Raw genomic sequence first — 12,296 nt, 5'->3', positions numbered from 1 at the left:
CTCGGGGCCACGGCGGCCCAGAATCTTGCCGCGCGCCTCGGGGTCGGTGGCATGAACCGAGACATAGAGCGGTGAGAGGCGCTGCTCACAGATACGGTCTAGCTCGCCCGGCTTAAGGTTGGTCAGCGTGACATAGTTGCTGTGCAGAAACGAGAGCCGGAAGTCGTCGTCTTTGATGTAGAGGCTGGGACGCAGGCCCTTGGGCTGCTGGTAGAGGAAGCAAAAAACGCACTTATTCTTGCAGATGTGCATCCGGTCGAACAAGTCCTCGGAGAACGTAATTCCGAGAGGCTGGTCGAAGCCTTTCTCGATGAAAACATTCCGAAGCTCCTCGCCGCGCTTGATCGCCAGAGTCACTTCCTCGGCGGCGGAGTAAAAGCGCCAGTCCACGACATCCGTGAGCGGGTGGCCATTGACCGAGAGCACCACATCCCCGACTTGCAGCCCCGCTTCTTCGGCGATACTGCCCGCATCAAGCGCCTCGATTGCATTGCGAGGAAGCGGCGAGCGGCGCTCAAGATGCTCAAGACGCTCATGGGTCGCGACGGGAAGAGTTAGGGCCATAGCAGAAAAACACCTTCCGCATCCCAAATCCCCTTATAAAACTCTAAAAATATTAGATCTATAAACATTAAAAATGTCACTCAGAGTCCCACAAACTGATTAACGGATTTGAATGACTACGTGCACCATTAAAAACGTTCGTTTTTTTCAAAACAAACACTCTTTTATGTACACGTGAACGCCTTCGAGAAGAAAAAATTTTCCTCCTCATTGCCCTAAATTCCTCAGTGCTACAAAACTCTTCAGAATTAAATGTATCCAGCCGTTTAGATTCTTCAGTACGTAGCAAGACACCAGATGAATTATCAACATAATACCATCCTACTGGTGCAACTCTTTTTTCCATTACGACATCTCCATTTTTCTATGTATGAGTTTCACATCAATATGTTCCCCAAAACACATGTTTTCACCAACACACTCAAAACACCGCTTATGTTTTATTACTTCCATTTCCCCTCCAAAAGTTCCGTGGCTAGCAAAGTTGCATATTTCTTAAACAAAATTATATTATCGGGCATTGCGAAATAATCTTTAGCTTTAGGTGAGTCAGAATCGATAGACAAGACCCCTAAATCATTACTCATTTCAATATCAGGCACAGGCATTTTCAAGGCATTAATTGGCATTTTCACCTTCACACACAACATACAGCTTAGATTAGGACGTATAAAATCTTTAATATCGGGATCAACAAAAAAACCGTGCTCAGGATCAGACTAAATTAAAACTTCATTATCATTTTTATCATTCCAACACTTACCAACTGGGCCAGAATCACTATGAAATTCAATATTTCTATCTCTATCATAGGATGAATGACCAGAATAAGCAGCAATTTTCAGTTTTTCTTTATTTTTTCTTGATTTTAAGATCAATGATCCTCGAACCAAAAAATCTAATTTGTTTTTTTCTTTAAAATCCCGTATCATATCTGTCAATATCTTAACCATATCATGACGAACATATCCATCTACACTATAAAAATATTCTAATGCCCCCATTCGACCATCCACAAACAAAGATCTCAATCCTTCGTTTTCGATATCGAAATCTAGAGTATTAGCTCCAACAGTCCTCATGAAGATGCTTCACCACAGAGCATGAAAATCTCGGAGCGGAACCCTCAGGGAGGGCTGTCAGGAGGCTATTTTCAAACCAGACAGAGGTATCACGTGTAAGTTTTCTACTCGTCGTGTCTCGAGAGGAGATTCACCCAAGACCGAAGTATATGCAATATCAGCAAGATATCTTATAATACTCTCTTTATGAGGACGTATCTGATTATTCCTCTCAACTAATTTCAGCCCAAATATTGGCATTTTCTTCTGCTCGTTATCTTCATCAAAAACCCAAACAGGAAAATTCGACATTAGTCCACCATCAACATATAATCTCGTTACATCATTATTTTTTATACGGCGAGGCTTAAAAACAAATGGAATACTAATCGATGCAGCAACAGCCTCTGCAACTTTCAATTCACCAAATTCATTATTGCTATTACTAAATACCACCATAGAACGGTTAGTAACATCTGTAGCGATTATTTTAAGAGGCATTCGAATGTGTCGAAATTTAACCCCATCTTTCATATCTTCTTGCATAGCTCTTCTTCGCATACGCATTTCATCATCATCTTCGCCGTATCGTTGCATCAAACGGTCACGCAATAAAAAATCCAACCATTCAACAAAGAGTTCATGGCCAAACACCCCTCTATTGCGAACAGAAGATATAAAATCGGCATTAGAAAGCAGCCCCATAAACACCATAATAAACCCACGTTTTTTATCAAAATGCTTTTTAATCGAGTTCCATTTCTTCTTATCTTTATCAGCCAAAATAGAAGTCATGTTTACGTCTAGAACACCTCTATTTGGAGGTTCAGATCGATAATCGAATAAATCGTAAGGTTTATATCCTACAGAAACAAGCGCAGCCACTATAGCTCCAGCCGAAGTCCCAGCCACACCAGCAATCTCAAAACCAGCATCTCGAATTGCGGAGAGAGCACCAGCATGAGCCAAACCTTTAACTCCACCCCCTTCAAATATCACTAAAGCCTGCTTCTTGCTTGACAACTATATCAACCCCTGTTCCAACAATAGATTGGGGGATTATAACATAACATTGCCAACATTTACTAGTCAATTATTTCATTTTTGCCGGGCGATGGAGCGGCCAAAGGGTGTGGCGGACTTGACTTTGGGGGCTTGCCCTGCGATCAGAAAATCAAGGGCGTTGCGCAGGTAGTGGGAGAGGATCGCTTTTTCGTCGCGGCTGTCGTCGATGCGGCCGTGGTAGCACAGAGTCACCTGTGCGTCCATCACAAACGCCTCGTGGGTGACTCGGGCGTTGAGCATGGGAGCGATTTTATGGTTGGTGTCGCGCAGGACGGGGAACGTCAAGGCGTGTGCCTTGGCGGCGATCTCCGCGTTGGTCTCGTCGGTGCTGAAGTTCACCACAACAAAGCGCATGCCCTTGGAAGTATAGGGCATCGGCAAGCTCTTTATTGCGCTTGTCGTAGCCGCCGGAGCAGGTACAGCGGGCCAAGAGCACGACATCCCCGACTTGCAGCCCTGCCTCTTCGGCGATACTGCCCGCATCAAGCGCCTCAATTGCATTGCGGGGAAGTGGCGAGCGGCGCTCAAGATGCTCAAGACGCTCATGGGTCGCGACGGGAAGGGTTAGGGCCATAGGGATTCATTGTATCGTGCGACAAAGTTTAACAAATCGGGGGTGGGCGGCGGTATAATGTTGTGACTACTGAAAGAGGCCAGGTCTCGCCCTCAAAAGAGATCGAAATAGAATTGCACGAAAATATTGTTCTCGCCAAGCGAGAGATCACAGACAACCTGGATCAAATCCTCGCCGTCTTACCGGAGCGGGTGCTCGCCGCTCTTGCGCCGCACTTAGAGGAACACTCCGATCTTTTGGAGCTGGTGCTCGACCTAGGTCGCCCTGCGGAGGCGCGCTTTGGCAACAACCTCCAGATCGAGCTCCTGCCTGCCTGCGAAAACCCCACGGACCCGGCCAACGAAGTGACGCTGGACGATATTGCCCATATCACCAGCCGCATCTCCGACTTTGGCTTTGACAACCGTGCGGGGATTGAGCGCACGCTCCACCGTATCTCCTGTATCCGCAACCGTGGGGATCAGGTGATCGGGTTGACGCTTCGTATTGGTCGCGCGGTCTATGGCACCGTGGACATTATTCGGGACATTGTCGAGAGTGGGAAGTCTATTCTCATGCTGGGCCGTCCTGGCGTGGGCAAGACCACCAAGCTGCGCGAGGTGGCCCGCATCCTCTCGGAGGAGTTCCGCAAGCGTGTCGTGATCGTGGATACATCCAATGAGATTGCGGGCGATGGTGACATCCCCCACCCGGCGATTGGACGCTCACGGCGCATGCAGGTCAAGCGGCCTGAGGAGCAGCACGCGGTGATGATCGAGGCGGTGGAGAACCACATGCCGCAGGTGATCGTCATTGATGAGATCGGCACCGAGCAGGAGGCCTTCGCCGCACGCACGATTGCGGAGCGCGGAGTGCAGCTTGTGGGAACGGCGCACGGCAATACCCTGGAGAACTTGCTGCTCAACCCGACCCTCTCGGACTTGGTCGGTGGTATCCAGACCGTGACCCTGGGCGATGAGGAGGCCAAGCGACGCGGCTCCCAGAAAACGGTGTTGGAGCGCAAAGCCCCCCCCACCTTCGAGGTAATTATCGAGATCCTGGAAGTGGACAAGCTCGCCATCCACCACGATGTCGCCAAGGTGGTGGACAAGATGCTCCGTGGCCAGCTCCCACGCCCGGAGATTCGCATCCGTAACACGGGTGGCATTGTCGAGGTCGTGCAGAAAGCTGAGCTCCCCCCGGATCGTCCGGGTGAGCAGACCGGCGGCACGTATGGGATGACCTTTGATCCAGAACCTACCCCTTACTCCTCTCCCCTGGAACAGGGAAGGGCACCCAAAGGGTACCCGGGGATGGGTTCTGGCATGGGTACGGAGCGAGGGCCGAGTACGGAGCGTAAGAGCTTCCGCCAGGAGGGTAAAACGGTTCATCTGTTCCCCTACGGCGTCTCCCGCTCCCGGTTAGAGCGGGCGATGGTGAACCTACGTGTCCCGGGAGTCGTGGCGCGGGACATGAAAGATGCCGATCTGATTGTCGCGCTCAAGGCCACGTCGCGCCGGGAGCCCGCCAAGCTCCACGAGGCACGAGGCAAGAACATCCCGACCTATATCGTCCGTAGCAATACCTACATCCAGATCGAGAGCGCCCTGCGTGAGGTATTCGGCCTCCAGCCCACCGTGCTCCCCACCGATGAAGAGGCCGCGATCTCCGAAGCGTCCGATGCCATTGAGCACGTGCAAGCCACGGGTGAGGCCGTCGAGCTTGCGCCACAAAACGCGTATGTCCGACGGCTCCAGCACCAGCTCGTCGAGCGCGCCGAGCTAGGCAGCGAGTCTATCGGCGTTGAGCCTAGGCGTCGGCTGAAGATATTGCCCAGTATAGCCATTTAAAATATGAAGGCTCACGGGCAACCGTGAGTCTCACTCGGCAATGAAAAGCCTCCTACTCGCTCTTAGTTTTACACTTCTTGCCACGCCCGCGCTCGCACAGCCACGTCCGTTTCGGATGACGCTGGGGGGAGCGATTGCCCCGGCGGCGGACACTCTCTGGCTGGGGCTCTCTCTCGATACCAAGCGCCTTCCACAAAATCGCACCTTAAGCCTCTATGCGGACAGTGCGTTTTCGCTGGGCGGCGGCTGTGGCGGCTCGATCAATCTCAGTGCCCCGCCTTCCAATACCTACGCGGGATTTGAGGGTATTGGTGTTTCTTTGCGGCAGTCGGGGCGCAGTGGTTGGGTCGGGGCGGGACTGGGTGGCTACACGACGCATTTTTCGGAGTGTGGCGTTCGGGATAGAAAACATGCAGGGCTGGGAGCCAAGATATTTGTAGGGACAGGCGGCGGCCTGTACTTCACCGAGCTTACTCTCACGGTTCCCTCAGTCGCTAAACATTCTCGGGTTAGTGTGGGTGTTGGCTTTCGGCTCTAACGACACATCCTGTATAATGCGTCTGTGAACCAACGTGCTGTGACGCCGCGTGCGCTCTTTATTGGGATCGCTTTTGCTTTGTTCTTTGCGGCGGTGACGCCCTACAACGACTTCAAAGTGGCGGCGACCTATATTGCGGGAACGCAGTTTCCCATTGGGGCGCTCTTCATTCTGTTTGTCTTTGCCTTCGCCATCAATGCCCTGTTGCGCACGGTCGCGCCCAAAGCCGTGTTCCAGCGCGGGGAGCTTCTGACAATTTGGACACTTATTCTGGTGGCATCAGGGATACCGTCGTCGGGGATGATGCGCTATTTTATCCCCGAGATTGTCGCACACAAAGCCTTCGCCGACGACACGAACAACTGGGAGCAGAAGTTTCTCAACCAGCTTCCCAAGTGGACTCAGTTTCAGGACAAAACCGCCGCCGATGCCTTTTTCAATGGCTACCACAAGGGCGAAGAGCGGATTCCCTGGGAGGCGTGGCGTGGGCCACTCTTCTTCTGGGGAATGCTGGCGATGCTCTTTCTGCTGGCAACATTCGCGATCTGCTCTCTGCTGAGACGCCAGTGGGTAGAGAATGAGAAGTTTTCCTTTCCTCTTGTTACCCTCCCTTTGATGATCGCCGAGGACCCGGAGCCAGGGCGAAAAGTGAATGCTTTTTTCCGCAACCCGATGCTCTGGGGGGGCGTGCTCTTTAGTACCGTCATTCACACTGTCAAGGGCCTGCACCTGCTCTATCCCTCGATCCCCGATATCACTTTAGAGTGGTCTTTCAATGACTTTCTCACCGTGCGTCCGTGGAACCTAGTCGGCTGGTTTCCGGCACGAATTCTCCTCATGGTGGTCGGAATCGCCTACTTGCTCCCCGCCGAGGTCTGTTTCTCGCTCTGGTTCTTCTTTTTGGTCTTCAAGGCACAGGTGATGCTCTGTGGGTTCTACAACTGGCTCATGCCGGGGCCACAGGGCTACAGCGACACCAACTTCTCGGCCTTGCAAGCCTACGGCGGCGGGATTGCACTGGTGCTCTGGACGCTCTGGACGGGGCGACAGCACTTTAGTGACATTGTGGAAAAAGCGCTGGGCGGCCCCCGCGCCAAAGAGATCGACGACTCCGGGGAGCTGCTCTCCTACCGCACGGCGCTGATCTGTCTATTTATCGCCTACGGTGGAATTGCACTCTGGCTCACTCTCGCAGGAGTCTCGATTCTGCTGACTCTGGTCTCGCTCGTCACGATGACTCTGGGACTCATCACGATCTCCTGGGCGGTCTGTCAGGCAGGGCTGGTGTTTATGGCGCAACCCTACGGCTCCATTGACATTTTCTCTTTTCTCTTTGGCACCGCGCCGTTTAAGACCAGCGAGCTCTTCACGATGACCCGCTGGGAGACCATGTTTCTCTTCGATCCCCGCGAGATGCTCGCGCCGTCGGTGATGATGGGTGCCAAGACTACCGAGGTCGCTCCCCGAAACACACGTCCACTGATGACCGCGATCGTGGTTACGGTTTTGCTGGCCTTCGCCGTCTCGCTCTACGCCAGCCTGGCACTTCCCTACTACAACGGCGGCGGCAACTCGCTCAACAACCTCTTTACCTACAAGTGGAGCCCTGAGAAACCGCTGAACTTCCTCGGTGGTGCGGCCTCCGTGCCCTTCAAAGGCGATCTCAGCAACGGCCTGCACCTACTGACGGGCTTTGTGGTCTTTTTAGGGCTGCTGATCCTACGAGCGCAGTTCAACTTCGGCGTCCACCCCATCGGGATCCTCTGTGCCGGCGTCTGGGCGATTAAGATGCTCTGGCTCTCGCTCTTTATCGGCTGGGTCTGCAAGTCACTCATCCAGCGCTATGGGGGCATGAAAGGCTACCAGTTCTTCCTCCCGTTTTTCCTCGGCCTGGTACTAGGCGATGTCATCAACTCCGCCATCTGGGTCGGCCTCGGCTACGCCACCAATGTCGGCTACATGGTCATGCCCAATTAACGTTTTTGGGAACCCAAGCGGGTAAAATAGGGTCGTTCAACTAGGGCTTCGTGCCCAAAACCTATAAGGATAGTTTTTTAACATGCTCGTTGGTAAACCCGCACCTGACTTTACCGCACCCGCCGCTTTTCCGGGCGACGGCGCGGCGGACCCGATCAAGAACATCTCGCTCTCGGACTACCGAGGCAAGTGGCTGGTCTTTTTCTGGTACCCGCTCGACTTTACATTTATCTGCCCCACCGAGATTCTTGCACTGGCCGACCGCTTGGAAGAGTTCCAGGACGTGGACTGCGAAGTGCTTGGTGCCTCGACGGACTCGGTCTACTCCCACCGCGCTTGGGTGCGCACGCCCCGCGACCAGAATGGGATCGCCGGGACGAACTACCCCATTATCGCCGACATGACGCGCCAGATCGCCGCCGACTACGGTGTGCTGATCGAGGAGGCCGGGCACTCACTTCGTGGGCTGTTTATCATTGACCCCAACGGCGTTGTCCAGCACGCAACCATCAACGCCAACAACGTGGGACGTAACGTGGACGAAGTCCTGCGCACGCTCCAGGCGTTCCAGTCTGGTGGGCTCTGCGCCGCCAACTGGAAGCCAGGTGTCAAGAACCTGACGCCGGGAAGCTAGGTTTCTATGCCCCTGCGAACCGGTTCCCCGCTGCCGGAGCTAACCGGCGCGACCGACTGGCGCAATGGCGACGTGAGCCGAGAGTCTCTTCTCGGCTCGCCCGTCTTGATCCACTTCTGGTCGCTCTCTTGCTACATCTGCAAAAACAATCTTCCGCGTTTGAGAGAGTGGAAAGAGGCGTACGGCCCGCAGGGCCTGAAGGTCATCGCCGTTCACATGCCACGCGAGGAAGACGAGACAGATCTCACCAAAGTCGAGGCGGCACTAGAGCAGTTCTCCATTACTGAGCCCTGCGCCATAGACAACGAGCACGCTCTCTCCAGCGCCTTTGGTAACGACCAAGCCTGGGTGCCCTACTACTTTCTCTTTGATGCCGACGGCAACCTCAAGAGCCGAGGCGCAGGCCAAGCCGCCGCCGATGTGCTCCAAGGCGCACTGGAGCGCCTGTTTCCCCAGTAACGACCTATGAAAAAACTAAAATCCACTCGTGATGAGCACCTGCTCACACCCCAGCGCCCGCATCGTGGCGAGGCCTGGCCTACTGACTCCTGGCGCGTCCTGCGTATCCAGAGCGAGTTTGTCCAGGGCTTCGATGCCCTCGGCGACCTTGGCCCTGCCGTGACGATCTTTGGCTCGGCGCGGACCAAGCCCGACGATCCCCAGTACCTTGCGACGGTTGATACGGCTCGCCTGCTAGGCGAGGCGGGCTTTAATATCATTACGGGCGGCGGACCAGGAATCATGGAAGCGGGCAATAAAGGCGCAATGGAGGCCAAGGTCGAGAGCGTCGGGCTCAATATCGAGCTTCCCTTTGAGCAGCACATCAATCCCTACTGTACCGAAACCATCGACTTCCACTACTTCATGGTTCGCAAGACCATGCTGGTGCGCTATGCCCAGGCCTTTGTGATCTTCCCCGGCGGCTTTGGCACCCTCGACGAGCTGATGGAGTCGCTGACACTGATTCAGACCGGAAAGATCCACAACTTCCCCGTGATCCTGGTGGGCACCAAGTTCTGGGGTGGCCTGGTCGAGTGGCTGCGCAACACGGTGCTGGTAGATGGCAAGATCAGCCCGAACGATATGAACTTGTTCTACCTGGTGGACTCTCCCGAGGAAGTGCGCGATATTATCGTCAGTGCGCTTCATGGCGACTCGGATCAGGAAGAGCGTGAAGAGAAAGCCCGCCAAGAGACAGCCAAGGTCTTCGCGCCCTACCCGTTCTCCTAAGCCATGCCTACCCCCCTGCGCTTTGCGCTCACCGACCATGTGGAAGCCCCTTGTGAGCGTCCCTCGGGGGAGGTCTACGACGAAGTCGCAGGGTACGTGCGCCTCGCTGACTCGCTGGGTTTTGACTACTACTGGTTCAGCGAGCACCACAACCATGTCCACTATGGGCATCTGCCGTGGCCGATGCTGCTTGCGCTCCATCTTGCCTCGCAGACAGAGCGCATTCAGCTTGGGACGGCGATTATCTGCCTGAACCTCCACCACCCGCTTGCCATCGCGGAGCAGGCAGCCGTCGCGGATCTTCTGATGCAGGGACGGCTCGCGCCTGGCTTTGGCAGTGGCAGCTCCCCCACAGAGTCCACGCTCTTTGGGAAGGAGCTGGTGTCGGAACAAGAGCGCCATGCGAACTTTGCAGAAGCGCTGGGGCAGATTTTGGCGAGCTGGCGCGCCCCCGAGAGCCTGCCCAAAGCAAACTCCACGCTTCATGCCCGGAGCTGGCAGGCGGTCAATAGCATCGGGAGCGCCCAGAACGCTGGGCGTCTGGGGATGAACATGATGTACTCCCACCTGCGAACCCCGGAGCAGTACAAACAGTACCGTCAGGCCTACCTAGACGCGGGCGGCACGGGCCTGATCGCCGCCAACCGCCCGGTCTATGTCGGCCCCGATGATGCCACAGCGATGGCGGAGCTAGAGCCCGCGCTCCGCACGCTCTGGCGGCGCTTCCGAAGTGAGGGAAAGATTCCCGCCGAGACTCCTGAGCCGGGCGATCCCTGGGAGCTCTGTGGACACCCGATCAACTTCCTAGTCGGTGGCCCGGAGAGTGTCGCCGCGCAGATTGCCGCGCTCCGTGTCGAGACGGACTTCGATGTCATCAACTTAGAGCCGAACTGGGCCGGGCTCACATCGGAGCAAATCTGTGGCACGATCCGCCGTCTCGCGGAGGCGGTACGGCCTGCACTGGGTACACTCTAGCCGTGACAGAACAAGAGTGTACTCGCCTCGCCGAGGCCCAGCGGATTTGTGATGCGCTTTTAGAGCCCAACGCCGAGCGTGTGGACCGGAGTGGGCAGGTGCCGCGTGCAAACTTGGAGGCGCTCGCCGCTGCCGGGCTTGCGGACGGTACCTTTGGCAGTGATGCCTTTCGACGTGAACTGGTAGAGGCTCTGTGCGGGGCGTGTGGGACGACCTACTTTGTCCTGATCCAGCACCTGGGCTCGTGTGGACAAGTTGCCAACAGCACGAATACCTCACTCCGAGAGCGTTTTTTGGCGGAGATGATCACGGGCAACCACTACGTCGGAGTCGGGTTTGGGCACTTGCGCCGTCCCCAGCCCATGCTCCGCGCCACACCGGTTCCCGGAGGCTGGACACTCAATGGCACTGCGCCCTGGGTGACGGGCTGGCCGGTTCTCTCCGCGACGATCTACGGAGCGCACCTGCCCGATGGCAAGCACATCTATCTCTATGTCCCCGCACGTGAAGACGACCACCAGCGCGTCTCGGCTCCCCTGCCACTCTGCGCCATGAACGCCACGGAGACTGTCGAGGCCACCCTCACTGACCTCTTTGTCCCCGAGTCCGACTGGGTGCGCGATGGCTCACCTGAGCAGCTCGCCGCCAGCGATACAGCAAATTTGTGCAACAATGTCGCTCCAATGTTTGGCGTGACGCAGGGAAGCACTCGCCTCCTGCGACAGCTTGCGATAAAGAAACCCTTCCCCGTGCTCTCCCAAGCCGCCGATGCGCTCCAAACCGAGCTAGAGCAGTGCCGGGAGCGCTGCTTTACGCTCGCTGATGGGGATAAGTCCGCGCCCGAGTGGCGTGAGCAGGCACTTGCTGCCCGTACTTGGGCCATTGAGCTGGGGGTTCGTGCGGCCCACACTGCGGTCGCGGCGGCATCGGGTGGTGCCAATAGCCTAGATCACCCCGCCCAGCGCCGGATGCGCGAGGCGATGTTCTACACGCTCTTTCAGCAGACCAGCGAGATCCTCCAGGGGACCGTCGCGCGGCTGGCACGGGTTCCCACCGCTGCTCCTCGCTGACGTGCCCCCAAGAACAGGGGAGGCTCGAAGTTCGTGGTCTTGCCTCGGACTGTCAGTGTGGTCAGCCGAAGCACTCCCCACTGAAGTGTCACCGTCACCCGCTTGCCTTTTTGCTCGATACTCCCCCAGCCCTCAGCAGTGGTAAAGGGTACTTTGAAATCACCTGGCAGACGGGGATCGAGTGCAAGCTGACCGCTCGGACCGTGGTAGGAAAAGCCACAAAGACTGATAAACGAGCCATAGCTCGCCATCGCACGGGCATAATGGTCGCTACACTCCACCTCATTGAAAGGATTGCGCTTACGGGCATGGTAACGGTCATGAATGGCACGGGTGACGGCCAAGCCTTCGGTAACCAGCCCTTCTGCAATCATATGGCTGGCAGCTTGGTGCTCAAAGCCCGACATGCACTCATTGAAGTAGCCATACTGCCAGTCTCGAACATTGCCAAAAGCATCTTTAAGGCCCTTGGGGTTGGTTGCCATGATCAGGCCGCCATCACCCGCCAGGGCATACGGACGGCCCGCTTGGTTGCGCTGGCGGAACGGTCCGACATCTTGGGTGAAGTTGTAGGTGTAGAGTGCTCTGAGCGAAGAGAGGGTTTTCTCCCTATCCAGCACCCGAGGTAGCCCCACTTGCCATGCCCACGACTGCCCGTGTACCTGATCGATGTGGCAGCTCTCGTAGGTTCCCAGTGCTCCTTCACGGCCGGGTTCTGGCTTCTGAATAAAGAACTCGCCGTTAAAAAGCTCGTGCTCAATCGCAGCCTGAGTCTGCTG

14 protein-coding genes are annotated in these 12,296 nt (G+C 55.8%); 8 read left to right on the top strand and 6 right to left on the bottom strand.

Going from position 1 to position 12,296, the window contains the following annotated elements:
- The 5 genes from RMO15_RS10635 to RMO15_RS10615 form a co-directional block, all read right to left on the bottom strand.
- Positions 1-564: PDZ domain-containing protein (locus RMO15_RS10635; RefSeq protein ID WP_309711759.1), on the bottom strand; the 564-nt coding region annotated here is incomplete at its 3' end.
- 443 nt (positions 565-1,007) lie between these two features.
- Positions 1,008-1,205 carry a hypothetical protein gene (locus RMO15_RS10630; RefSeq protein WP_309711756.1) on the bottom strand — a complete coding sequence of 66 codons (198 nt, stop codon included), beginning with the start codon at positions 1,203-1,205 and terminating at the stop codon, positions 1,008-1,010.
- A 78-nt stretch (positions 1,206-1,283) separates the two neighbouring features.
- Positions 1,284-1,646, bottom strand: coding sequence for a hypothetical protein (locus RMO15_RS10625; protein WP_309711753.1), 363 nt, complete (start codon positions 1,644-1,646; stop codon positions 1,284-1,286).
- Between the two features lie 57 nt (positions 1,647-1,703).
- Positions 1,704-2,648, bottom strand: a complete 945-nt coding sequence (locus tag RMO15_RS10620; RefSeq protein WP_309711750.1) for a patatin-like phospholipase family protein — start codon at positions 2,646-2,648, stop codon at positions 1,704-1,706.
- Between the two features lie 75 nt (positions 2,649-2,723).
- The gene (locus RMO15_RS10615) at positions 2,724-3,065 is read right to left on the bottom strand and encodes a hypothetical protein (protein ID WP_309711747.1); all 342 of its coding nucleotides are present in this window, start codon (positions 3,063-3,065) and stop codon (positions 2,724-2,726) included.
- 261 nt (positions 3,066-3,326) lie between these two features.
- Between RMO15_RS10615 and RMO15_RS10610 the strand changes: the two genes are divergently transcribed.
- The 8 genes from RMO15_RS10610 (at position 3,327) to RMO15_RS10575 (ending at position 11,517) form a co-directional block, all read left to right on the top strand.
- A complete protein-coding gene (locus RMO15_RS10610) occupies positions 3,327-5,093 on the top strand; it encodes a R3H domain-containing nucleic acid-binding protein (protein WP_309711744.1) in 1,767 nt (588 codons plus the stop codon).
- A 40-nt stretch (positions 5,094-5,133) separates the two neighbouring features.
- On the top strand, positions 5,134-5,631 hold the full coding sequence (locus RMO15_RS10605) for a hypothetical protein (RefSeq protein ID WP_309711741.1): 498 nt from the start codon (positions 5,134-5,136) through the stop codon (positions 5,629-5,631).
- 24 nt (positions 5,632-5,655) lie between these two features.
- Positions 5,656-7,608, top strand: a complete 1,953-nt coding sequence (locus RMO15_RS10600) for a DUF6785 family protein (RefSeq protein WP_309711739.1) — start codon at positions 5,656-5,658, stop codon at positions 7,606-7,608.
- An 82-nt stretch (positions 7,609-7,690) separates the two neighbouring features.
- The gene (locus tag RMO15_RS10595; RefSeq protein WP_309711736.1) at positions 7,691-8,242 is read left to right on the top strand and encodes a peroxiredoxin; all 552 of its coding nucleotides are present in this window, start codon (positions 7,691-7,693) and stop codon (positions 8,240-8,242) included.
- Between the two features lie 6 nt (positions 8,243-8,248).
- Complete coding sequence (locus RMO15_RS10590) at positions 8,249-8,701, top strand: redoxin domain-containing protein (protein WP_309711733.1); 453 nt, start codon at positions 8,249-8,251, stop codon at positions 8,699-8,701.
- A 6-nt stretch (positions 8,702-8,707) separates the two neighbouring features.
- A complete protein-coding gene (locus RMO15_RS10585; RefSeq protein WP_309711728.1) occupies positions 8,708-9,472 on the top strand; it encodes a TIGR00730 family Rossman fold protein in 765 nt (254 codons plus the stop codon).
- A 3-nt stretch (positions 9,473-9,475) separates the two neighbouring features.
- Complete coding sequence (locus RMO15_RS10580) at positions 9,476-10,447, top strand: LLM class flavin-dependent oxidoreductase (protein WP_309711726.1); 972 nt, start codon at positions 9,476-9,478, stop codon at positions 10,445-10,447.
- Positions 10,448-10,449: 2 nt separating this feature from the next.
- Complete coding sequence (locus RMO15_RS10575) at positions 10,450-11,517, top strand: acyl-CoA dehydrogenase family protein (protein WP_309711724.1); 1,068 nt, start codon at positions 10,450-10,452, stop codon at positions 11,515-11,517.
- On the opposite strand, the gene RMO15_RS10570 is transcribed toward RMO15_RS10575, so the two are convergent.
- Positions 11,445-12,296, bottom strand: an 852-nt coding sequence (locus RMO15_RS10570) for a GH116 family glycosyl hydrolase (protein WP_309711721.1), incomplete at its 5' end; no start/stop codon positions are given. The genes RMO15_RS10575 and RMO15_RS10570 overlap by 73 nt on opposite strands.

It is taken from the genome of Armatimonas sp. (assembly GCF_031410135.1).
GTDB lineage: Bacteria > Armatimonadota > Armatimonadia > Armatimonadales > Armatimonadaceae > Armatimonas.
Note: the sequence above shows the minus strand (reverse complement) of the source record. Positions and strands in the feature narration are given on the sequence as shown.